Origin of the sequence: Ectobacillus sp. JY-23 (genome assembly GCF_023022965.1) — a bacterium.
Lineage (GTDB): Bacteria > Bacillota > Bacilli > Bacillales > Bacillaceae_G > Ectobacillus.
The window spans coordinates 2,949,605-2,974,342 of sequence record NZ_CP095462.1; the positions used below are offsets into that span (position 1 = coordinate 2,949,605).

At 38.7% G+C, this 24,738-nt stretch carries 21 protein-coding genes and 1 riboswitch; of the genes, 18 read left to right on the forward strand and 3 right to left on the reverse strand.

The features are described from left to right. Nucleotides 1-15: 15 nt before the first annotated feature. A complete protein-coding gene (locus tag MUG87_RS14940) occupies nt 16-1,359 on the reverse strand; it encodes a GntT/GntP/DsdX family permease (RefSeq protein WP_247083209.1) in 1,344 nt (447 codons plus the stop codon). Nucleotides 1,360-1,539: 180 nt separating this feature from the next. Here MUG87_RS14940 and MUG87_RS14945 point away from each other — a divergent pair, with 180 nt between their 5' ends. The 12 genes from MUG87_RS14945 (at nt 1,540) to MUG87_RS15000 (ending at nt 17,006) form a co-directional block, all read left to right on the forward strand. Beyond that, nucleotides 1,540-2,382: a MurR/RpiR family transcriptional regulator gene (locus MUG87_RS14945; protein ID WP_247083211.1), complete on the forward strand. Its 843-nt coding sequence runs from the start codon at nt 1,540-1,542 to the stop codon at nt 2,380-2,382. Between the two features lie 163 nt (nt 2,383-2,545). Continuing rightward, the gene (locus tag MUG87_RS14950) at nt 2,546-3,898 is read left to right on the forward strand and encodes a GntP family permease (RefSeq protein ID WP_247083213.1); all 1,353 of its coding nucleotides are present in this window, start codon (nt 2,546-2,548) and stop codon (nt 3,896-3,898) included. Between the two features lie 156 nt (nt 3,899-4,054). Next, nucleotides 4,055-5,059: a LacI family DNA-binding transcriptional regulator gene (locus tag MUG87_RS14955; protein WP_247083215.1), complete on the forward strand. Its 1,005-nt coding sequence runs from the start codon at nt 4,055-4,057 to the stop codon at nt 5,057-5,059. Between the two features lie 197 nt (nt 5,060-5,256). Beyond that, on the forward strand, nt 5,257-7,371 hold the full coding sequence (locus MUG87_RS14960) for an amylo-alpha-1,6-glucosidase (protein WP_247083217.1): 2,115 nt from the start codon (nt 5,257-5,259) through the stop codon (nt 7,369-7,371). Between the two features lie 23 nt (nt 7,372-7,394). After that, nucleotides 7,395-8,648: an ABC transporter substrate-binding protein gene (locus MUG87_RS14965; protein ID WP_247083219.1), complete on the forward strand. Its 1,254-nt coding sequence runs from the start codon at nt 7,395-7,397 to the stop codon at nt 8,646-8,648. A 304-nt stretch (nt 8,649-8,952) separates the two neighbouring features. Then, nucleotides 8,953-9,795, forward strand: coding sequence for a carbohydrate ABC transporter permease (locus MUG87_RS14970; RefSeq protein ID WP_247087710.1), 843 nt, complete (start codon nt 8,953-8,955; stop codon nt 9,793-9,795). Between the two features lie 22 nt (nt 9,796-9,817). Further along, nucleotides 9,818-10,645, forward strand: coding sequence for a carbohydrate ABC transporter permease (locus tag MUG87_RS14975; RefSeq protein WP_247083222.1), 828 nt, complete (start codon nt 9,818-9,820; stop codon nt 10,643-10,645). A 116-nt stretch (nt 10,646-10,761) separates the two neighbouring features. Then, a complete protein-coding gene (locus tag MUG87_RS14980; protein WP_247083224.1) occupies nt 10,762-11,370 on the forward strand; it encodes a methyltransferase in 609 nt (202 codons plus the stop codon). 217 nt (nt 11,371-11,587) lie between these two features. Beyond that, a complete protein-coding gene (locus MUG87_RS14985; RefSeq protein ID WP_247083226.1) occupies nt 11,588-12,604 on the forward strand; it encodes a Delta(5) desaturase DesA in 1,017 nt (338 codons plus the stop codon). Nucleotides 12,605-12,769: 165 nt separating this feature from the next. Continuing rightward, complete coding sequence (locus MUG87_RS14990) at nt 12,770-13,900, forward strand: sensor histidine kinase (protein ID WP_247083228.1); 1,131 nt, start codon at nt 12,770-12,772, stop codon at nt 13,898-13,900. Further along, nucleotides 13,897-14,496: a response regulator transcription factor gene (locus tag MUG87_RS14995; RefSeq protein ID WP_247083230.1), complete on the forward strand. Its 600-nt coding sequence runs from the start codon at nt 13,897-13,899 to the stop codon at nt 14,494-14,496. Before MUG87_RS14990 ends, MUG87_RS14995 begins: the two co-directional genes overlap by 4 nt. Before the next feature lie 440 nt (nt 14,497-14,936). Next, a complete protein-coding gene (locus MUG87_RS15000; RefSeq protein ID WP_247083232.1) occupies nt 14,937-17,006 on the forward strand; it encodes a sensor domain-containing protein in 2,070 nt (689 codons plus the stop codon). Between the two features lie 26 nt (nt 17,007-17,032). On the opposite strand, the gene MUG87_RS15005 is transcribed toward MUG87_RS15000, so the two are convergent. Next, on the reverse strand, nt 17,033-17,518 hold the full coding sequence (locus MUG87_RS15005; protein WP_247083235.1) for a QueT transporter family protein: 486 nt from the start codon (nt 17,516-17,518) through the stop codon (nt 17,033-17,035). Between the two features lie 6 nt (nt 17,519-17,524). Beyond that, nucleotides 17,525-17,569: riboswitch (PreQ1 riboswitch) on the reverse strand. Nucleotides 17,570-17,739: 170 nt separating this feature from the next. Between MUG87_RS15005 and MUG87_RS15010 the strand changes: the two genes are divergently transcribed. From MUG87_RS15010 to MUG87_RS15035, 6 genes are all read left to right on the forward strand, one after another. Beyond that, on the forward strand, nt 17,740-18,522 hold the full coding sequence (locus tag MUG87_RS15010; RefSeq protein ID WP_247083237.1) for a Cof-type HAD-IIB family hydrolase: 783 nt from the start codon (nt 17,740-17,742) through the stop codon (nt 18,520-18,522). Nucleotides 18,523-18,594: 72 nt separating this feature from the next. After that, nucleotides 18,595-19,311, forward strand: a complete 717-nt coding sequence (locus tag MUG87_RS15015; RefSeq protein ID WP_247083239.1) for a DsbA family oxidoreductase — start codon at nt 18,595-18,597, stop codon at nt 19,309-19,311. Between the two features lie 198 nt (nt 19,312-19,509). Next, on the forward strand, nt 19,510-20,994 hold the full coding sequence (locus MUG87_RS15020) for a spore germination protein (RefSeq protein WP_247083241.1): 1,485 nt from the start codon (nt 19,510-19,512) through the stop codon (nt 20,992-20,994). A 15-nt stretch (nt 20,995-21,009) separates the two neighbouring features. Next, nucleotides 21,010-22,098 carry a GerAB/ArcD/ProY family transporter gene (locus MUG87_RS15025; protein WP_247083243.1) on the forward strand — a complete coding sequence of 363 codons (1,089 nt, stop codon included), beginning with the start codon at nt 21,010-21,012 and terminating at the stop codon, nt 22,096-22,098. After that, nucleotides 22,095-23,153 carry a Ger(x)C family spore germination protein gene (locus MUG87_RS15030; RefSeq protein ID WP_247083245.1) on the forward strand — a complete coding sequence of 353 codons (1,059 nt, stop codon included), beginning with the start codon at nt 22,095-22,097 and terminating at the stop codon, nt 23,151-23,153. Before MUG87_RS15025 ends, MUG87_RS15030 begins: the two co-directional genes overlap by 4 nt. A gap of 132 nt (nt 23,154-23,285) precedes the next feature. Next, a complete protein-coding gene (locus MUG87_RS15035; RefSeq protein WP_164464309.1) occupies nt 23,286-23,444 on the forward strand; it encodes a hypothetical protein in 159 nt (52 codons plus the stop codon). A gap of 152 nt (nt 23,445-23,596) precedes the next feature. Here MUG87_RS15035 and glsA read toward each other — a convergent pair whose 3' ends face one another. Next, complete coding sequence (glsA, locus tag MUG87_RS15040) at nt 23,597-24,526, reverse strand: glutaminase A (RefSeq protein WP_247083247.1); 930 nt, start codon at nt 24,524-24,526, stop codon at nt 23,597-23,599. Nucleotides 24,527-24,738 lie beyond the last annotated feature (212 nt).

Here is a 24,738-nt window from a genome sequence, read left to right on the forward strand (position 1 = left end):
CCTCACTTTCTTAAATTACGTAATAAATAATCCGATAACAAATACCACAGAAAAAGCCACAAGAGAAATAAGTGTTTCCATTACTGTCCATGAGCGTAAAGTATCTTTTACATCTAGACCAAAGTACCGGTTAATGAGCCAAAAGCCGGAATCATTAACATGAGAAGCGATGGTAGCACCAGCTGCAATGGCAATCGCAATCAAACCTAAAATAGGACCTGTTAGCTGTAAATCGGCTACGAAAGGTGCCAATAAACTTCCTGCTGTAACCATGGCAACTGTTGCAGAGCCTTGTGCAATCCTTACAATGGCCGCCATCAAAAAGGCAAGCACAAGCGGGGAGAGAGAAGAGTTTACCATGGTATTGGCCAATAATTTTCCAACACCTGAATCTACTAGCACTTGTTTAAACACACCACCGGCCCCTGTGACAAGAATGATCATCCCGGCCGGCTCCAATGCTTTACTAGCGATAGTTTGTACTTCTTGTTTAGAAAAGCCCTGGCGAATTCCCAAGAAATAAAAAACCAGCATCGTTGAGATCAGCAATGAAACGAAGGGATGGCCTAAAAAAGCAAACAAAGAACGTACTGTATTTTCTTCAGGCAATACCACCTTTGAAAGGGTATTAAGTAAAATTAAAATAAGTGGAACGGAAATAATGACAGCGATTAACTTAAAGCTCGGTAAACCTTCGTCATATTCCACTTCTTCTATTTGCATATAATGCGGAACAGCTACATGTATCTTATTTGCAATGTATCTTCCAAATAAAGGACCTGCGACAATCATAGCAGGAATACCCGCGATAAACCCGAATAAAATAACCCAACCGAGCTCGGCACCGATTAAGTTTGCCGCAATAATAGGACCTGGTGTAGGCGGAATAAAACTGTGCGTAACAGCTAAACCTGCAAATAAAGGAATGCCATAGTAGAGTAGCGAGCGCCCCGTTTTTTTGGCCAAGCGGTACACAATAGGAACCAGTACAACAAAGCCAACATCAAAAAAGACGGGAATTCCAACAAGAAATCCAGTAAAACCTAATGCCCAAGGCACTCGATCTTCTCCAAATTTTCGAACGAGTGTCCGAGCAAGACGCTCCGCCCCTCCGGACACTTCAAGCATTTGTCCAAACATGGCACCAAGCCCCACCACTATAGCGACAAAGCCAAGTGTTTCTCCCAGTCCTTTTTGCATGGAATATACAACCTGATCCAACGGCATACCGGCAGAAATTCCAACAAACAAACTAACAAACAGCAAAGCTACAAATGCATGCAGCTTCGTTCGAATAACTAAAAATAACAGCAATGAGATACCTGAAGCTGCAGCTAAAACAAGTGAAAAGTCGGACATTCACATCCTCCGTTATCGTAAATGAAATGTAATCAATAACTGTAGTTGAAGAAAAATTTTTTCTGATAGGTCAATTATACGAAAAAAGATTTTTCTTGCAATCGTTTTCAAGAAAAATTTTCTTTTCTATGGATTTTCGATATAATGATAGTAAAATGCCGCATGAAAGGAGTGAAGCAGATGGAGCAACCGCAGCACTGCCTCACAAGAATCCAATCATTTTATCCTGAGTTTAGCGAAACAGAAAAGAAAGTGGCTGATTATATTTTACAGTATCCCGAAAAAATGATGCATCAGCCTATCAATCAAGTTGCTGAAGATATAGGCGTCGCTACTTCTACCGTTTTTAGATTTTGTCAGCGATTGGGCTTTAAGGGGTATCAGACGATGAAAATTGTACTGGCAGCCGAGCTTGCAACACCGTTACAAGAGCGGGTGCAAGAGAGAATTCAAGAGTATGACAATGAACGTGCGGTGACGGAAAAAATTTTCAATACAAGCATTCGCACTTTTAAAGACACGATTCAAATGATGGATTTTTCACTGGTTAAAAAAGCAGTGAACATTATTTTGAAAGCGGAGCGGGTTGAATTTTATGGCATCGGAAACTCTGGTATCGTTGCGCAGGATGCGCATCATAAATTTATTGGATCCGGTGTTGCAACTGTAGCGTATACAGATATGTATTTACAGCTACGTGCTGCCACACAGCTTACCGAGCAAGATGCTGTAGTTATTATTGCTGATTCAGGCTCTCATACAGAAATGCTACAGGTGCTGGAGGCTGCGAAGGAAGCTGGTGCCAAGACGATTGTTATTACTAACCTAACAAAGTCTCCAGTCAATAAAAAGGCAGATATTGTTCTTCGTACTGTCACAACTGGTATTGAAACACGTTCTGAAGATATCTTTTCACGAATCGTACAGCTAAGTTTAATTGACGCGTTGTATACAAGTGTGATGAAAAGTAAAAAGGAAACAGGGAAAGGTACAATCCAGAAGCTGAAGCGCATATTTGAATAGCTCCCATAAGAGAAGGCTTTGAATACTAGATTTCAAAGCCTTTTTTTATTTGTTGAAAAAAATTTCTTTACTTGTATTGATTTAAAGAAAAAAATTTCTTATAATCAACTCAATTGATAAAGCGCTTTCAATAAAGGAATGCATTTTAATTAGGGGGATTCATATGTTATTACTTATTGTACTATCGGCGATTGTTGCATTGCTTTTACTTATCACGGTAGCAAAGCTCAACCCATTCGTTTCACTTATCATTACGGCAATTGGTGTTGGACTTGCGACTGGCATGCCGCTGATTTCACCAGATCCGACGAAAGTACCTGGCATTATTGATTCTTTAAAGGCTGGTATGGGGAATACATTAGGGTTCTTGGCTATCGTATTAGCACTAGGAACGATGCTTGGTAAGATGATGGCAGAATCAGGCGGAGCAGAGCGTATTGCACAAACGTTAATAGCTCGATTTGGAGAAAAAAATGTGCACTGGGCAATGATGTTCGTCGCGTTTATTGTAGGGATACCTGTATTTTTCCAAGTTGGATTTGTTCTATTAATTCCATTGGTATTCACTATCGCACGTCAAACGGGTGTATCTTTAGTACAAATTGGAGTGCCGTTAGTTGCTGGTCTTTCTGTTGTACATGGTTTGGTACCACCGCATCCGGCTGCAATGGCAGCAGTTGGTATTTTTAAAGCAGACGTTGGTCTAACAATCTTGTATTCTCTTATTGTAGGTCTTCCAACAGCTATTTTGGCAGGTCCAGTTTATGGTAAATGGATTGGTAAACGCATTCACAAAACAGTACCAAAAGAAATTGGCGATCAGCTTGTTGAACATAAGGAAGCAAAGGAACTGCCGGGCTTTTTTAATACAGTCTTCACGGTATTGGTACCAGTTATTTTAATGCTTGCTGCATCTATTGCAGAATTAACATTAGAAAAAGGAACAACTGCATTTTCAGTATTTAAGTTTTTAGGCGATCCTATCGTTGCGTTGTTAATAGCAACTGTTTATTCCTTCTTCAGCTTAGGCTTTTTCCGTGGTTTAAGTCGTGATACAGTTTTAAAGTTTACAAACGACTGCTTAGGTCCTACGGCAACAATTCTATTAGTAATCGGTGCGGGCGGAGCGTTCAATAAAGTATTGCTTGATTCAGGTATCGGTAAATACATCGCAGACTTGGCACAAGAATCTAGCATCTCTCCAATTTTATTAGGATGGGGAATTGCAGCGATGATTCGCGTTGCAACAGGCTCCGCAACTGTTTCTATGATGACAGCTGCCGGTATCGTAGCTCCAATCGCTGCGGCTGTACCGGGAACAAATTTAGAGCTTCTTGTGCTTGCAACAGGTGCAGGATCTCTTATCTTGTCACACGTAAACGACTCTGGCTTCTGGATGATTAAAGAATACTTTGGAATGTCTGTAAAAGAGACATTGCAAACATGGACAGTGCTTGAGACTATCATTTCTGTAGCCGCACTTGGATTTATTTTATTGTTAAATATATTTGTATAGTAGCTTGGACGGGTATTTCTAAAGGAAATACCCGTCCTTTCTTTGCAGGAGATTTAAAAAAGTAACCTGTATGGATAAAAATTAAATGTTGACAGCGCTTTCTACATAGGAGTACAATTGGTTCAAGTTATCCGAAACGTTTTGGAGGAAATGCTAGTGACAACAATTAAAGATATAGCAAAAGTCGCTGGGGTTTCAGTGACAACTGTTTCAAGGGCTTTGAATGGCTACTCGGACGTCAGTGAGAAAACGAGACAAAAGATTATGGCTGTTTCCAAAGAGCTTAATTACAGTCCAAACACATTGGCAAGAAGCTTGGTCATGAATAAATCAACTACCATAGGCCTGCTGGTCTCTGGTATGACAGCTGATAGTGTGAAGGATAATTTTACATTTGAAGTTTTGCGAGGAATTGATCAATTTGTTGCCGAAACAAATTATGATTTAATCTTATTTAGCACCAATTCAACAAAACAACGTGAGAAAACGTATTCTCAGCTTTGCCGAGAACGACGTGTGGATGGTGTGATTTTGCAAGGGATTAAGACAGACGATCCTTATTTGCAAGAAGTTGTAGAGAGCGATATTCCTTGTGTTTTGATTGATATCCCAATTGAAAGTCAAACAGTGGGGTATGTCACTACCGATAATGTGCTGGGAGCCAAGAAAGCTGTTGATTATCTCTTGGAGCGGGGCCATCGCAAGATAGCGATGGTGAATGGTCACGACTTTGCCTTTGTAAGTCAAGAAAGGCTGAAGGGATATATGCAAGCTTTACAAGAGAAGGGGATTCCTTACCATCAGGAGTGGGTTTTAAACGGTGCCTTTGAAGAAGAGGAAGCAGAACGACAGGTTCTTCATTTATTACAAAAGAATAAAGACATTACTGCAATATTTTGTGCGAGTGACTTAATGGCAATCGGAGCCATGCAAGCTATAAAAAAATTGAATATGGATATTCCGGAACAGATTTCTATTGTGGGTTATGATGATATTTTACTTGCTTCGTATATGAACCCAAGGCTCACTACTATTGCACAAGATAAATATAAAATGGGGTATGAAGCGGCAAAGTTACTAATTGAAATGTTGGAAGGAAGCAGGCAGTCCTGTAAAACGGTACTGGAAACCAAATTGGTTGTAAGAGAGTCCACTAACTGATTAGGGTGTTATTCCAATGTTTGTAATACAAAGAAGGAGAATTTCTCCTTTATTATTTTAATAATATCCGAAACGTTTCGGTGAAAATTGTATATTTTGTAAAACATACATATCAAACGTTTTCAACAGAAAGAATATGTTTTTTATTTTTGCATCGGTTCCGAAACGTTTCGGTCATGCGACAGGAGGATACAATTATGGACTATCGTGTTATTAAGGAGAATGATTTATTTTTATTGACGGATACAAGTGGCAATATTCCAGAAGGCCATTCTTACGGTCTTGGCTTGTATAAAAAAGATACTAGATTCCTAAGCAAATTAGATATCAAAATCAATGGTGAAAAGCCTATTTTACTCTCTTCGGATGCTACTGAAAATTATATGTCAAAAATTTTGCTGACGAATCCACACATGGAGAGGGACGGCGAATTAATTTTGTGGAGGGAATCAGTTGAACTGGAACGACAACGCTTCATTTATGATGAGATTCTCTATGAGACAATCAAAGTGAAAAACTATTATCCTAAACCAGTCTCTTTTAGTATCACCGTAGAAATGGATGTAGATTTCGCAGACATGTTCATTGTACGGGGCTTTCAAACAGGAAAGGTTGGCGAGCGCCAAGGACAGACACAGGAAGGAAACACATTAACGTACCATTATAAAGGATATGATGGGATTGAAAGAGGCACTAAGGTGCAGTGGAATCGACCAGCGGAAGAAATTCAGCTAGAAGGCATTGTTCAATTTCAATATACATTAGCTCATGGTCAAGAAGATACTGTCACTTTTATCATTCAGCCTGTAATTGCTGGAGAGCCTACAAAAGAGTCTCTTCATCCTCAAGAAGCAATGAAAAAACTAAAACAATCGTATGTAGACTGGGATAAGAAAACAACGAAAGTACAAACGGATTATCAACCATTACAAAGATTAGTTGATCGCGGTATCGCTGATTTAAGAGTGTTACTCACTGATTTAGGCTATGGTCAATTTCCAGTTGCCGGTTTACCTTGGTTTGGTGTTCCTTTCGGCAGGGACAGCTTAATTGCTGCTTTGCAAATGCTGAGCTTTAACCCTGAAATAGCAAAAGGTACTCTTCTCACCATGGCTCAATATCAGGGGAAAAATGTAGATCCATGGCGCGATGAACAGCCAGGTAAAATCATGCATGAAATGCGCTTTGGAGAACTGGCAAACACCAATCAAATTCCTTTTACCCCTTATTACGGCACGATTGATGCAACACCATTGTTTTTAATGCTATTAGCTGAATACGTAAAATGGACAGGCGACATAGAAATTGCAAAAGAGTTGCGTGAGAACATTGAAGCTGCATTACAGTGGATTGATCAATATGGAGATCGCGATGGTGATTTATTTGTAGAATATCATCAGGAATCAAGCAAGGGCATTGCAAATCAAGGTTGGAAGGATTCAGGAGATTCCATTGTTCATCGTGATGGAGAATATGCAAAAACACCAATTGCTTTAGCGGAAGTACAGGGCTATGTATATCAAGCAAAAGTCGGGATTGCTTGTATCTTTGAAACGTTGGGTGAAGAAGCTCGAGCAGTTGAACTTCGTCAACAAGCACAAAGCCTGAAAACGCGTTTTGAAGAGGAGTTTTGGATGGAGGAGCAGCAGTTCTATGCGATTGCATTAGATGCGCACAAGAAACAGGTTGGTACAATTACATCGAATCCAGGACACGTTTTATGGTCTGAAATGTTGGAGGATACGCGAGCAGATGCGGTTATTAAAACGCTCGTATCACCTAAGATGTTTTCTGGCTACGGCATTCGTACTATGGGAACTGGAGAAGCAGGGTATAATCCGATGAGCTATCACGATGGAAGCGTGTGGCCGCATGATAACAGCATGATCTTACTAGGCATGAGTAAAATCGGTCGTCAAGATGAAGCTAATACTGTGATTGAAGGGTTAATCCAAGCAGCTAGTCATTTTGAGTATGACCGTTTACCTGAATTATTTTGCGGTTATGATACATCTTTGGGAAAAGCAGTTAATTACCCGGTTGCTTGTTCGCCGCAGGCTTGGGCTGCCGGAACGCCTCTGGTTTTCATTCAAACTATGCTAGGACTGTTTCCTAATGGATTAACGAAAGAAATTATATTAGCACCTAAGCTACTGGTTGATATGAATGAGCTAACTGTAGAAAACATCGCAATTGGCGAAGGAAATTTATCAGTGAAAGTTGTACGCAACGCCAACCATTACGATGTTGTAATTTTAAACAACACGACAGGCTACCATATTGTACAAAACTTGAATACAGTACAAATGTAACTATTTAAAGGGGGAATCTATTTATGAAAGCTAAGAAAAAAATTGCAACAGTGGGTATAGTAACAGCTTTATTCGGAAGTGTTTTAGCAGGGTGTGGGAATGAAGAAAAGGCTACAACGAAGGAAAGTAATGGTGAAAAGGTACAAATCACCCTTGCTGGATGGTCTGGTAATCCAGCAGAGCAGAAGCTGCTTAAGCAAACATTAGAGGACTTTGAAGCAAAACATCCGAACATTGATGTAAAACATGAGGTCATCGCTGATCAATATATGGATGTGATGAAAACACGCCTAATTGGTGGTAAAGGACCAGATGTATTTTATTTAGATGCATTTGAAGCACCTGGATTAATTGAAACTGGCGCTGTGGAGCCACTTGATAAATATGTAAAAGAGGACTTTGATGTAGAAGATTTTGAAAAACCGCTTCTGGAAGCTTTTCAAGTGAAGGGAAAAACCTATGGATTTCCAAAAGATTATTCAACACTTGCCTTGTTTTATAATAAAAAACTACTTCAAGAAGCTGGTGTAGAGGTGCCAAAAACGTGGGATGAGCTTCGTGAAGCATCTAAAAAGCTAACTAAAAATGGCGTATACGGATTTGGCGTATCTCCTGAGCTTGCTCGCTCGCTTTATATAGCGGAATCCAATGGTGGTGATGTTGTAAAGGATAACAAAGCCAATTTTGCATCTGCAGAAGTAATAAAGGCGCTACAACCAATTGTGGATCAACATAACATTGATAAAACTTCTGTTGAGCCTAAAGAAGTAGGTGCAACTTGGGGTGGCGAAATGTTTGGACAAGGTAAAGCTGCGATGGTTATTGAGGGCAACTGGGCAATTCCGTTCTTAGCTGATACATTCCCGAACACAGAATATGGGACTGCTGAAGTACCAACTGTGAATGGTAAAAAAGGCACAATGGCATTTACAGTAGGCTATGTAATGAATTCTGCATCTAAAAAGAAAGAAGCAGCTTGGGAGCTTATCTCGTATTTAACAGGTAAAGAAGGTATGCAAACGTGGACAAGTAAAGGATTTGCATTGCCTACGCGCAAATCAGTGGCGGCTAAATTAGGATACGATAAAGATCCACTTCGTGGGCCGTTAGTAGCAGGTGCTGAATATGCAACTGTATGGTCCGATGATTCTAACCTTCCAATCATCTTTAACAACTTTAACAATCAATTTTTAAGTGCATTTTTGGGCAAACGTCCGTTGGAAGAGGCATTAAAAGAGGCACAAACGCAGGCAAATAACGAAATTAAACAAAAATAATTTTAGGCAGATCCGGATAGAGAAAGCCATGTTTCTTTCTCTATCCGGATATAAAGCATCTGTACGAAATGATGAATAGATTTTGCAGCATAATACTGTAAAACTCTTCCTGCTGAAGCATGTGTGCACTTCGGCAGGAAGAGTTTTATAGTAAGAAAAGAATGATGCTGTGTTTATAAAGGAGTTAAATACAATGGAAAACAAGTTTATTGATGTCCATACAAACAGTTCCTCTCAAGTAGTTGCTCAAACTAGTAAGATCTCTAGGCGCGCACTACGAGAGGCAGGACAAGGATATGTGTTCATGTCACCTACTATATTAATCTTACTTATGTTTTTAATTGGACCCATCTTTTATGCAATTTATCTTTCCCTTCATAAGGTACAACTTCTTGGTAACGCCAGCTATGAATTCATCGCATTTGATAACTTTACTCGTATTTTAGATGATACAAGAGCCAAAATCGCTTTATGGAATACATTCAAATATGTAGTGATTGTTGTTCCGGCGCAAACGATTTTGGCACTTATTTTAGCGGCAACGTTAAATGCTGGTCTGAAGGGTGAAAAGCTATTTCGAATTATTTACTTTTTACCTACGTTAACGTCATCAGCGGTACTAACTTTAATCTTTATGTGGATGTATAACAAAGAAGGTTTAATCAACCATGCTTTAGCATTTTTAGGACTACCTACTTACAACTTCTTAGGAGATCCAAGTGTTGCCTTGAATGCGATTATGATGATGAATATTTGGTCTACAGCACCGTTTTTTATGGTTATTTATCTAGCAGCTTTACAGGATATACCGGATTCTTTGTACGAGGCTGCAGAGTTAGATGGAGCTAATGTATGGCAAAAGTTTTGGCATATTACCGTTCCAAACCTTCGTCCCGTTACTTCATTCGTTGTCATTATGGGCTTAATTGGTACCTTCCAGCTGTTTGATCAATCTTATATCTTCTCGGCAGGATCGGGTGGGCCTGACAATTCAACGTTAACAGTGGTGTTGTTAGTTTATCAATATGCATTTAAAACAATGGGAACGATGGGATATGCAGCTGCACTAGCATTTATTTTGGCGGTAGTTATCTTAATCGCAACACTAATTCAAAGAAAGTTTTCGAAAGAAGAGTCCTTGTACTAAAACAGAAAGGGAGGAGATTAGCTTGAAAAAGAAAACCGGTATAGGAAAAATCGTTTTATACACAATTTTAATCATATATGCGGTTGCTACATTTATTCCATTTTTATGGGCCCTTTCATCTTCATTTAAAACCTTAGAAGAGATTGTTAGTGGTTCAATAAATTTTATACCAAAAAACTTTACACTAGATAACTATAAGCAAATTTTTATTAAAGAAGAGTTATTCCCGCGCTGGATGTTCAACAGTGTCTTTATCGCAGTAACGGGTACTCTCTTGAATTTATTGTTCAATTCGATGGCCGGATACGCACTTGCGCGTTTAAGTTTTCCCGGAAAGAAAACGCTATTCATTATTATTTTGGCCGTACTAATGGTTCCGGCACAAGTAACAATGATTCCAAACTATCTTATTTTAAAGGAAATTGGTTGGCTAAATTCCTATCAAGGGATGATTATTCCATCAGCTATTAATGCGACTTTCATTTTCATGATGAGACAATTTTTTATTAACTTTCCAAAAGAGCTGGAAGAGGCGGCGACAATGGATGGCCTAGGACGAATGGGTATCTTCTTTAAAATTGTTCTTCCTTTGGCAAAGCCAGCTCTTGCAGCGCAAGCAATCTTTGTGTTTATGGGATTCTGGAACGACTTTATGCGTCCGTTAATCGTGATGACGGATACAGAAATGTTTACTTTACCGCTGGGGCTGAATACGTTTAAAGGACAGTACATCAGCTACTGGAATTTCATTATGGCAGCGTCCATGGTATTCACACTTCCTGTTTTGTTAATTTACGGCTTCTTTAATAAATACTTCGTTAAAGGTGTATCAATGACCGGAGGAAAATGAGGAATCAAAGCGATGTGTACGGATGATACACATCGCTTTTTCGTATGTAAATGCCATATACTTTATCTCAACCATATGATACATTTATACATAATTTGAGTCAGAGGAGCCTTAGCATGACAGAATGGTATTATGATGAACTATTAAACATCGAGACAGAAGAAATACAAGAAGGCTTCCATAAGTCATTTCACTATCATCGCTACGAACCCACGCCTTACAGCGCCTTAGAAACGTTATTTCAATCTTATCGCTTGCAGGCAGAGGATCATGTGGTTGACTTTGGGTGTGGTAAAGGTCGATTGAATTTTTATATTAACTATTGGTTTCATGCAACTGTAATTGGTGTTGAAATGAATGAAGAGTTTTACAATGAAGCAATGGAAAATCGGGAAGGATATTTAGAAATAAGACCTGAGCGAGAAAATCAAATTCAATTTGAGCACTGTTTGGCACAAGACTATAAGATTCAACCAAAAGATAATCGATTTTATTTTTTTAACCCGTTCTCGATTCAAATCTTTATGAATGTAATTAATAATATTTTACGTTCTATTGAAGAACATAACAGAGAAGTGGATGTAATTTTATATTACAGCTCGGAAGACTATATGTATTTTTTAGAAAACCAAACGGCATTTGAACTCATACATGAAGTAACGCTGCCTGGAGAATACGAAAGCAATGCGTTTGAGAAGTTTTTAGTGTATCGCCTTTCTTATTAGGGTTATACGTTCAAGTTGAAAAGCTAATTATACGTAAAAAGGGTGCAGACCATTTTGGCTGCACTTTTTATGTGTGGTCGGCATGCTTCTACCATAATGTAGTCCTGTATATAGGGTATGACATTTGTCATGGGTGTCATATGACATGTATGTCTACAACGAAGAAAGGGTTTTCTTTATAATTTGAGGTAATAACATGAATAAGGGGAAATGAAACATGACAAATAAACAAATGCATTTGCGTAAGCAAGTAGCTCCCTATGAGAAATCGGATATGTGGCATAGTGTGAGACAGCTTTTGAATACGTTGTTACCGTTTGTAGTATTATGGTTTTTGGCTTATAAAAGTCTAGCTGTTTCCTATGCGTTAACACTTCCTATTACAGTTTTGGCGGCAGGATTTTTGGTGCGTGTTTTCATCATTTTCCATGATTGCTGTCACCATTCCTTCTTTAAGAGTCGTCGTGCGAATAAAATTTTAGGAACGATTACAGGAGTATTAACGTTATTTCCATACAATCAATGGCAGCACAGTCATTCTGTGCACCATGCAACAAGTGGCAACCTGGATAAACGCGGTGTTGGTGATATTTGGATGATGACGGTGGATGAGTACATTGCATCTTCGTTTTGGACGCGTGTTGCATATCGTTTATATCGCAATCCGCTTGTTATGTTCGGACTAGGTCCAACGTATATTTTCTTGATTACCAACCGCTTTAACCGAAAAGGCGCGCGCTGGAATGAGCGCTTAAACACATATATAACAAATATTTTGATTGCTGGTATCGTAGCTCTTTTATGCTGGGCAATTGGCTGGCAGGCTTTTTTGCTTGTACAAGGGCCAATTTTCTTAATCTCAGGTGCGGCAGGTATCTGGTTATTCTATGTACAACATACGTTTGAAGATTCTTATTTTGAAGAAGATGAGAATTGGGAATATGTAAAGGCAGCGGTAGAAGGAAGCTCCTTCTATAAGTTACCGAAAATCTTACAATGGTTAACAGGTAATATTGGTTACCATCATGTACATCACTTAAGTCCACGGGTGCCGAATTATAAACTTGAGGCAGCGCATAATCATACAGAACCTTTACAAAATGTGCCGACCATTACCTTGATGACGAGTCTACAATCGTTAAAGTTTCGTTTGTGGGATGAAAACACGAAACAGTTTATGACGTTTAAAGATATTAAAGCAATGCAGAGTTATAAACGAGCAAGTGTTAAGTAAAAACAAAAACATTGGTTTTTAGATGGTAGAGAAGAAAGGGCCATGTGTAGTTGCGTTTAGAGCCTAAGAGAAGCTCGTGCTGGGTGCATGCCTTTCTTTTGCATCTTCATACGGTATGTCAGAGAACGTGATACAATAGAGAAAAGAGTATAAGAGGTTACGTTCATGCTAAAAAAATATATGACCTTTCAAAAAGGCGGGATTTCTCCCTATATATGGACGATTTTATGTATCCTGCCTTTTTATTTTATTTTTCAGCTTTCATCAGTTGTTCAGATTATAATTGGTGTTTTCATTACGATCTTATTTTTCATTTTCTATCGAATTGCCTTAGTGTCAACAGGCTGGCCTGTTTATGTTTGGGCATTTATTTTAATCAGTATTTCTATTACTTCTACAAGTTTGTTCAGCTATGTGTATTTTGCATTTTTTCTCGCTTATTTTATTGGTAACATTGCAGATCGTACTGCCTTTCTCATCATATATTTTGTGCATCTTATTAGTACATCTGTGTCTATTAACTTTAGCATTGTCACACATGATGCGTTATTTTTAAAGCAGTTACCATTTGTTATTATTGTGTGGATTAGCGTAATCTTAATGCCTTTTAATATTCAAAGCAGAAAAGAAAAGGACGAGCTGGAGGAGCGTCTGGAAGATGCTAATAAACGCATTGCAGAGCTTGTAAAGTTAGAGGAACGGCAACGTATTGCTCGTGACTTGCATGATACACTCGGACAAAAGCTTTCATTAATTGGTTTGAAAAGTGATTTGGCACGTAAATTAATTGATAAAGATCCAGAGCAAGCGCGTAACGAACTAAAGGATGTACAACGTACCGCTAGAACTGCTTTGAGCGAAGTAAGAAAAATGGTATCTTCAATGCGAGGGATTCGTTTTAAAGACGAAGTACAACGTATCAAGCAAGTGCTAGAAGCGGCCGAAATTCGTCTTATCTATGAAGGAACGTCTCTTAAGCAGGCTTCACTGCTAACAGAGAATATTTTAAGTATGTGTTTAAAAGAAGCTGTGACGAATATAGTTAAGCATAGTGGTGCATCTATTTGCTATATTACAGTTGAGCAATCTTGGAAGGAAATCACTCTAATCGTGAGGGATAACGGAACCTTTAAGTCACCTACATCGTACGGGGCACCTGGTTACGGAATTTCGGGAATGAGAGAGCGATTGGAGTTTATCAATGGCGGGATGGAGATAGTAACTTCAGATGGTACATCGTTAATCATTACAGTTCCAAACGATACGAAACAGGCCGAAAAGGAGAAATTCAAATGATTTCCATTGTGATTGCAGAAGATCAGCAGATGTTATTAGGGGCATTCGGATCGCTTCTAAGTCTGGAAGATGATATGACAGTTGTAGGGAAAGCATCAAACGGTCAAGAGGCAGTTGAACTGGTACGGAAACATAGACCGGATGTTTGTATTATGGATATTGAAATGCCGGGGAAAAGTGGATTAGATGCAGCGGAGGAGTTAAGAGGATTAGGATGCAAGGTAATTATTTTAACAACGTTTGCACGCTCTGGTTATTTTCAACGAGCTGTACGGGCTGGTGTGAGCGGCTACTTGCTGAAAGACAGTCCAAGTGAAGAGCTGGCAAGCTCTATTCGAAGTGTAATGAATGGAAAGCGCGTATATGCGCCGGAATTAATGGATGATATGTACGGAGAAGAAAATCCATTGACTGACAGAGAAAAAGAAGTGTTAGAGTTGGTAGCGGATGGGAAAAATACAAAAGAAATTGCAGATCAGCTCAGCATTAAAACTGGTACAGTTCGTAATTATATCTCAACAATTTTAGATAAGCTTGAAGTGAAAAATCGAATCGAAGCAATTACCCAATCAAAGGAAAAAGGGTGGTTTAAGTAGAAGCACAAAGCGCTATCATGCGTTTTGTGTTTTTTTATTTGGCTGTGTTAAAGCCAGATGTTGCTAATCAACAGAGAATTGAAACAAAACCTATTAAAAAATCCTTCTTATGTTTATATTGGAAAACAATTCATATATAATAATATATGTTATTACGAGGAAATGGACGCAAATGAAAGTAGTATTTTAAAAATAAATACATTTATTTATTTTTATATTAAGAAATAACTTGTTTTAGGTACCATATATAAATTCGGCAAACCTATTGACGGCAGAGACGTAAAACTATAGGGCTAACATCGTTGACTATGCCAGCCAGCTACCGATGAAGAGGGAAAGACAAATCCATTGGTACCCGATTGGTTTTTTTAAAATTGTAAGAAACTCAACAGCCGTAGTATAAAATGTACGAATAGATTTAGAAAGTAGGTGCCACTCTATTGAAACAGAAACTACAAAACTTTCAATTGTCTCTCGTTTACAAGTCATTATTTGATTATAATCCAAATGCGAGTTATGTCTTAGATACCCAAGGTTCCTTTATTATTGTTAATGATGCGACGTTTACATTAACCGGAAGAACAGAAGATGAGCTATTAAGTATGAATTTTATTCCTCTTATTCGTGAAGACCACTTGGAAGTAACGCTCATGCACTTTAATGAAGCCTTACAAGGAAAGCAAAGAAGCTTTGATACGGTTATTTTACATAAAGATGGACGTAGTGTAGATCTTCGTGTGATTGCAGTACCAATTCTGATTCAAGGAGAAATACATGGTGTTATAGGTATTGCGGAAGACGTAACAGAAAAGAATAAAATCCAAAAAGAGTTGTTGGTCTCAAAGAGTCAGCTACAAAATATGTTTAATAGCTTGGATGTATGCGTGTGGACACTTGATAAGGAGTCGTATACCTTTAAAATTTCACCAGCATGTGAAGAAATTTATGGGGTAACAGTAAAAGAATTTCAGGAAGATTGGCAAATATGGCGCAGTTTTATCCATCCCGAAGACCAAGAGGAAATAGAGTCGCGGTATCAAGAAGTACTAGGGGGACAGTCCTGGACATCGGAATATCGTATCATTAGCCGGGACGGTAAAACAAAGTGGCTGTATAACTATGTGATGCCTATCAAGGATGAAATGGGCAACATTATCCGTTTTGATGGAGTTGTGACAGATATTAGTGGTAGGAGAAAGATTGAAGAAGATCTTCACGTTATGGCATTTCAGGATGCACTTACCGGGCTACCTAATCGAAGAATGTTTAATAAGCGACTCGAAAAAGCATTAAAACGCGCTAAGAAGTGTAACACCAAGCTTGCGGTGATGTATTTAGATTTAGACCGCTTTAAATTTATTAATGATTCATTGGGACATCAAGCAGGAGATCGTTTATTACAACTCGTAAGTAAACGTCTAACAGAAACCATGGATGATCGTACCGTTATTTCTCGCCAAGGTGGCGACGAGTTTTCTATTTTAATTGAAAATGTGAAGGACATACAGCATATAGAAAGTATTGCAAAATCATTGTTGCATATTATCACGAAGCCGTTGCAGCTTGAGGGGTACGAGTATATTTTAACAACAAGCATTGGCGTAAGTATCTATCCAGACCATGCAGACACAGCGGATGGTCTTATTAAGCGAGCAGATCAAGCTATGTATCGGGCGAAGGAGAGCGGAAAAAGCAATTTTAAGATTTATAATCCCGGTATGACACAAGATTTATCACGTATGATGCAAGTAGAACAGGCGCTTCACAAAGCGTTAGAACGTAATGAATTAAGTCTATATTACCAGCCAATTGTTGATACTTGTTCATCTCAAATTAATGGCTTTGAAGCTCTTATTCGTTGGAAGCATGCCGAATGGGGATTCATCTCTCCTGCTGAATTTATTCCAATTGCAGAAGAATCCAGTTTAATTGTTCCAATCGGTGAATGGATTCTTCAAACAGCCTGTATAGAAAATAAAAAATGGCGTGAAAATGGTTTTCCGAATACATATGTTTCAGTCAATATTTCTGCTAGACAGTTTGAACAAGATCGCTTTGTACAACAAGTGGAAAGAATTTTACAAGAGACGGATATGGAGCCACATTATTTAAGAATGGAAATCACAGAAACTGCAAGCATGAAGAATGTAGAAAATATGATTGTAAAATTAAATAAGCTAAAAGACTTAGGAATTCAGGTTGTTTTAGATGATTTTGGCACAGGTTATTCCTCATTAAGCTATCTTCAGAAGCTACCAATCAAGGCGTTGAAAATCGATCAATCGTTTATTCGTGGTATTAATCAAGACAGCAACCAAGAGGCTATTGTGAAAACAATTATTGGTATGACAAAAGGACTGAAGATGAATGTGATTGCTGAAGGTGTAGAACAAAAACAGCAGCTGGAATTTTTGCAAGAGCTCGGGTGTTATAAAATGCAGGGATACTTATTCAGCAAACCAATTCCTCTATCCGCCTTTGCACAATTACATGACAATAGAAGTATATAAAAAAAGCCTCCGACTGGAGGTTTTTTTTATATACGTTCTTTAAAATTAACGCGTTTATTGAGCGCATACATAACTGGAATGCCAACGGTCATTACAATTAGTTCACCAGCAGCGGTCGTCAACCAAGTAAATAAAAACGGAAGATCAAGCGCCAAGTTGAGTTCCCAAGCAATAAGGAACATCGTGAACGTAAATACAATTGTATTAAAAGTCATGCGTGCCAGAATGCTTTTTATATAACGAGCTGAGAAAATAGTAATGGACAGCGCTAAAATGGATTGACCAACCCCGAATACCAAATCATATGCAACCATTGGTGAAAAGAATAAATTTGTTAAAAATACCCCAAGTACAATGCCATAGAAGTATTTGGGATTAAATACTACCAAATGGTTGAACATTTCTGAAACGCGAAATTGAATGTTGGTAAAACCGAATGGCTGAATCAATGCAGAAACAGCAATATACAGTGCGGCTACAATACTATTTACAGCTAATGTTTTGATACGCATCGTAATCTCTCCTTAGTTTTTTATCGTGGGAGGGTTTCGAACCACGTTTTTTTATAATCAGAACATCATCGTATAACGTTACGGTTACAAGCGTCAACAGGAAATTGCATGTAAAGCGGTTGTATTTCATAAAAAAGTTCTTTCCATTTTGATACAGTCAATGGTGTGATAAAATTATATTTGTATAAGTAAAACCCCGATATGTAGAAGGAGGTTGTTTTTTGAGTTATAAAGCAGTGTTTTTAGATATTGACGGTACGATTTTGCCGCACGGGAAACAAATTGCCAATGAAACAAAAGGTGCTATCGCAAGGCTGAAAGAGAAAGGTATGCATGTTGTGATTGCTACGGGGCGTGCTCCTTACTTTGCACAGCCCGTTATCGCTGATTTAGGAATCGATTCCATGATTTTTTTCAACGGTTCGTATGCGTTGCATGAAGGAAATGTAATTCATGAAACACCAATTGATAAAAAGGTGCTAGAAAAATTGCATATAAAGACAATGGAACATCAACATCCCCTTACGTATCTAGCGGGAACAGAATTTAGAGCAACTGCATTAGAACATCCATATGTCATAGAAGCATTTTCGCAAGACCCATGGAAGCCAGAGCTTGCTTCTCATACATTTTGGCAAGAACAACATATTTATCAGTTGTTTTTACATTGTGAAGCCCAAGAGGAACGCTTATATCAAGAGCATATTCCGGAGCTTGATTTCAGACGCTGGAGTCAATCTACGATGCGTACTTGCGATGTAAACTTGTCAACAGGTACAAAGGCAACGGGCATTGAAAAAATTCTGGAACGTATTGGAATTGCGCCTGATGAGGCGGTGGCATTTGGAGATGGCTTAAACGATGTTGAGATGCTAACAATGGTTGGGATGGGTGTAGCTATGGGAAATGCGGCACCTGAAGTGCAAGCATATGCGAATATGGTTACTAAAACGGCAGAGGAACACGGTGTAAAGTATGGTTTAGAGAAATTAGGATTGCTGTAAAGCGTTATAACAGACACTAAAGTCTCAATATGATACGATGGATGAACAGTAAGATAAATATGGAGGGTTTCTATGAAAATTGAAATATGGTCTGACTTTATGTGTCCGTTTTGTTATATTGGTGAACATCGTTTAAAGGCGGCTTTAGAGCAGTTTCCGCATAAAAATGAAGTTGAATTCGTATACCGTAGCTTTGAACTAGATCCGAACGCAAAGCGTGATTATGATACGGATATTTATGGCTTATTAGCAGTAAAGTATGGTACGAGTGTAGCGCAAGCAAAAGCAATGAATGCGAATCTTGCAGAACAAGGAAAACAGGATGGTTTAACATTCAATTTCGATAACTTTGTGCCAACTAACTCGTTTGATGCTCATCGTCTCTCGCACTATGCAGCAACACAGGGTAAGATGGATGAATTTATGGAACGCGGGTTTTATGCAGGATTTACGGAAGGAAAGCATCTTGGCGACCATGAGACGTTACTTGCACTTGCGGCTGAGGTTGGTTTGAATACTGAAGAAGCTGCCGCAGTCCTTGCTGGTGATGCTTTTGCAAAGGAAGTTCGTGCAGATGAGCAGGAAGGTGCAGCACTTGGAATCACTGGCGTTCCATTCTTTGTCATTAATCGCAAATATGCAATTTCAGGAGCGCAGCCAACAGAACTATTTCTACAAACGCTACAAAAGGTATGGGATGAAGAACAACCCCTTACAATGATTAACGGAGCTGATAGTGCCGTTTGTACGGATGAGGGTTGTGAAGTACCTAAAAATAAAGAGAGTTAAAGAGAGTGTCCAAAGCTTTGGACACTCTCTTTTTGGTGAATTTGTTAAAGTGTAATGCTGATAATGGGCACTTGTTATTGGAGTGGGAAGCGAATCTTTGTGAAGTCAACAACAAGCTATAATAGAGCCTTTACATGAAGCATAGTTTATGAAGATATTGCCAAATATAAAGAAAAACAAGTGAAAGGAGAGTGTGATATGAGACAAGAAGGCGGATTTGGGACACCAATTGAATCTATTGCTGTTTTGGTTGAAATGTTTCAAAAGTCTAAGGACTTTATTCAATTTTCCTTACCGGGCTCTCCTCAGATTACAATCTCCTTTTTTCGTACCATGATTAATGAGGAAACATTACATCGGGACGTGTTACCGCATGTTCCAGCAGATGTTTCATCGCTTGTTGATTTACAAATTGCATTACCGATAGAAGCTATGGAGCTTACAAGAAATATTGAACAGATATCAAGCAAGGTACTGAATGGATATGCAATGATTGAAGATGGAAGTGACACTTGTCTTCTCATTGCAATATGCAATAAAGAAGGCAGGCAAATTGCAACGGCTGAAATTGAGTATAATGTGGTCGGCCCGCAAGAAGCTTTTGTAGAACTAATAGATATCAATTTAAACATGCTGCGAAGGAGATTACCGACTCCTTACCTATGTGTGGAAGAATTAGAAATTGGCACACTTTCGCATACAAGAGTGGCAGTTGTTTTTATTGATGGAATTGCGAATCAAGATAATATCAAACATGTAACAGATAAGCTGAAAAATATTGAAATTGATCATATCCAAGACAGTTCATATGTAATACGTATGATTGAAGATAATCCAAACTCGCTCTTTCCGCAAGCCATTAACACGGAGCGGCCTGATCGTGTAGCAGGTGTTTTGGCAGAAGGCAAAATTGCTGTGTTGGTGAATGGCTCTCCTTTTGCCATTACATTACCAACCACACTAGTTGAATTTTTCTCAACCTCAGAAGATTATAACTTGCCTTGGATTATGGCTTCCACTTTTCGTTTATTGCGTCTGTTTTCTGTATTGTTTTCCATGCTGGCCACACCCTTGTACGTGGCGGTACTTACTTATCATTATGAGCTAATTCCTAAGGAACTGTTAAGAACATTAATCGCTTCTAGAAGTACCATTCCATTTCCACCGGTAATTGAAGCTCTTTTTTTGGAAGTTGTCATTGAGCTACTTCGTGAGGCGGGTGCTCGCCTGCCGTCTAAAGTGGCCTTAACAGTTGGTATTGTAGGCGGTATCGTTATTGGGCAAGCAGCAGTTGAAGCGAGCTTAACGAGCAACATATTAATTATTATTGTTGCTTTATCTGCATTATCGTCCTTTACAACACCTATCTATAAAATTGGCAATACAATCCGTTTGACCCGCTTTCCGCTCATTTTATCCGCTCAGTTTTTGGGGATGTTTGGTATCGTATGTTTTAGCTTATTTATGTTAACGCATTTGGTGCGAGCGCAATCGTTAGGAAGACCGTATTTAGCACCCTTTTATCCGACGCGAATATCGGATTGGAAGGATAGCTTTGTGCGAATGCCGATTTCTTCTTTTTTTAGCCGTCCTATTACAGCACGAGCTCGCTATAATAAACGATTTGATAAACATGTGGTAGATAAGCATAAGTCTAAGCCTAAAAATGATTTTACAGACTAGAAAGCAGGTGCTTCAATGAAGACGATACCTGTTCAATATCAAGTTTCTCCTTATTTGGTCTTTTTTTTGATTCATGCTATGCAGGTTGGTGTGGGAATGCTTGGATTTGAGCGAATTATTGCCAAGTTTGTTGGCAACGATAGCTGGATTAGTGTGTTATTAGCCGGTGTGAGTATAAATGTTATTATTTGGATGATGTATAAGCTAGTGGGCGGAGAGCAGAAGGATCTTATCGAAATTCATCGGGCGGTATGGGGGAAATGGCTAGGAGGATTATTTAGCCTCTTCTTTTTAGGGTATCTATTTATATCAGGAACAGTTGTTTTACGTACTTATATTGAGGTGCTACAGGTTTGGATGTTCTCTAATATCTCAACCTGGATCTTTGCGGTTGTATTATTAATCTTGGCTTATTATATCGTTTCAGGCGGATTTCGAGTTGTAGGAGGAATGGCTTTTTTTGGGATGGTCATTCCGTTATTTCTGGTCTTTACCGTATTTTATCCAATTGGATATGCTGAATTTCGAAATTTATTGCCCATATTCAATCATTCTCCCATGGAAGTTGTCAAAGGCATGCAAGGGGCTTTATTCAGTATCTTAGGTTTTGAAGTGTTTCTCATTTATTACCCTTTTGTGAAAGATGGGAAAAAATCGCAAAAGTTTGCGCATGCGGGAGCATTACTCACTACGGCAGGCTATACATATCTAATGATACTTTCGTTAGCTTTCTTTAGCAAAGAACAACTTTCGCAAAGTATATGGGCGTATTTAAGTATGATTAAAGTAATTGAATTTCCTTTTATAGAGCGATTTGAATATATTTTAATTTCATTATGGGCTTTTGTAATTTTGCCTAACTTTGTTGTTAACTTTTGGGCTGCAAGCCGAGGGTTAAAGGTACTGTTTAAAGCCAAACAAAAATACTTTCTGTGCATTCTTTTAATAGCTGCTTTACTGTTGGTGAATTGGATGGATGACCGGGAGAAAGTGAATATGATGAATACAATGGTTGGGAAGATAGGAGCAGCATTTATATATGGATATCTTCCATTGCTTCTTTTGCTTCAAACCATTAAACAAAAAATGAGGAAACAAGCATGAAACGTGGATTGATATGTTTACTTTGTGTCTTGTTAGTAGCATGTAGTCAAGCCAAAATTTTAGATGATTTATACCTAGTGCAGATTATGGGATTTGACTATCTTGGTAATCGTACATTAAAGGGAATGTTTGTGGTGTCCTTATATCGAAAGGAAAATCGTGTTCAAACGAAAGTGTTTTCTGCTACGGGTAAAACAGGAAAAGAAGCTAAGGAAAAAGCAGATTTAAAATCCGCTTTGCCTCTGGAAACGGGGCAGGTACGTGTTATTTTATTCAGCGAGGCGTTTGCTCGTCATGGCATTCAAGAAATTGTCAACACGCTACATCGAATTCCTAAAGTAGGAAACTTAGCTTATCCTGCTGTTACTGGTGGAGATTTACAAAAAATTTTGAGCAAAGAATATGATGAAGAAGAAGGAGTGGTTGAGGGGCTCTCTTCTTTATTTGAACAAGAGATTAAAACAGGAACAGTACCAAGATCTAACTTATACTTGCTATCCAATAGCTTATACGATGATGCCAGAGATGCTTTCTTGCCGTACATCATGCAAGATAAGGATAGTATTCGAATAGCTGGAATTGCTCTTTTTCATAAAGATCGAATGAGAGACATTTTGCCAGCTAAGAACATGTTTATATTTAAAGCTTTGGTTGATGGTTTTAGCAATGGAGCATACAGTTTTCGGTTTAAAAACCAGTTTGCAGTCATTGAAAACATTAATGCCAAAACAGATTATAAAGTGCAAAACAGTTCTGTGTTACATATAAACATGAAGGTTAAAGGGAAAATTCAAGAATTTACAGAAGAGAAAAATTTAGAGGTGCCAAAATTGGTTCGACAGGTTGAAAAAGAAATGGAACGGTCGGCACAGAAAGAAGTAGAGCAGCTCATTCTTCGTTTTCAGGAAAAAGGCGTGGATCCTTTGGGACTAGGAAGAGTGTACCGAGCAAAAGATCGCAATTGGAATGAAAAGAAATGGCGCTCAGATTATGCAAACTTAAAAGTGAAGGTTCATGTACAGGTGAAGGTTGTACAATCAGGTGTTGTCGAATAACTTTGACAGGAAGCTGCATATTTCCGCGGAAATAAACAAAAACCTCAATATGCAACATATTCCACTAAGATTATTGCACAGTTTGTCGGTTCATACTAAGAATGCTTGATTCTTTATAAGGAGTGAGTGAAAATGGGCAGAGGTAAAGCATTTCACAGCAAGAAAAAAGGCCATGAACCACAGCCACCCAAGCATGCGCAAAACAATAAGGTAGCCGATGAGCATCACCTCGAAGATCTACCAGAATTGGTAACGCTCGAAGCGTATAAAAATAGCTTGAAAAAAGGATAAAAGGAGCTGCATATGCAGCTCCTTTTATCCCTATGGCAGCTCCAGCGGCTAACTCCTTCGGTGTGAGAATCTCGCCCCATAAAAGGCAAAAAGCGCCTTTTTGTGCCGGGAACCTCAGCCCTATGGAGGTAATTAAGCCGCTTGCGCTTTTCTTAGAATACACTCCAGTCTTCTTGTGCCGCTAGTAATTCCAGGAGCTTTAGTCCTGCTACACTGTTTCCTTTTTCATCAAGTGCTGGTCCGTAAATACCGATTCCTGCATGATCTTTTACGCAAGCAAGAATTCCTCCGGCTACACCACTTTTCGCAGGTATACCAACGCGAATTGCAAACTCTCCTGATGCATTATACATGCCGCATGTAACCATAAACGTTTTGCAAATTTTTGCAATGTTCGGCGGCATAATCTGCTCCTTTGTGTAAGGATCAAATCCATCCATAGAAAAAATAAGCCCAATGCGTGCTAAATCAATACAATTTACTTGAATGGCGCACTGCTTTGTATACAAATCCATCAGCTCTTCCACGTCACTATCAATGATGCCGTTTTGTTTCATGTAGTAACACAGCGCACGATTAAGGTGTGCTGTTTCTAATTCAGAGATAGCAACCTCTGTAGAATAGTGAATCGATGGATTGGCGCACATTGTACGAACAAAGCGCAGAATGCGGGCGATTTTCTCTTCATTAGACTCGCCGATAATCATACTAGTTACTGCAAGAGCACCTGCATTAATCATTGGATTTAAAGGCTTAGAAGGATTGGATGTCTCAAGTTTTATAATAGAGTTGAACGGATCACCCGTTGGCTCCATACCGACTTTGGAAAATACATAATCTTGTCCACGATCCATTAATGCAAGAGCTAATGTGATGACCTTAGAGATACTTTGCAGCGTAAAGCTTACCTCTGCATTACCAGCTGAGATACAATGTTGCTCCTTATCATAGATAGCAATCCCGATATCATCTGGATTAGCAGTTGCAAGGGCGGGTATGTATGTTGCCACCTTACCGCTATTTGTATATGCTTGTACTTGCTCTAACAGGGTAGGTAGGTTATTCATTTGTAAGTTAATCATGTGTATCACCTCAAATTTCTCATCGTATCAGATGGAGTGTGTGCTCTATTTTTATACGAACAGCTATATTACGTGCTCTTGCGTCTTATTATACGACAATAAATTATGCAAAGACAGATAACCATTTTAAATAAAGCGCTTTCATTTATGAACCAAATAGAGCTTGTCTGTATACATTGTTAAGGTGGATGTTAGGTTGTCCATACAACATG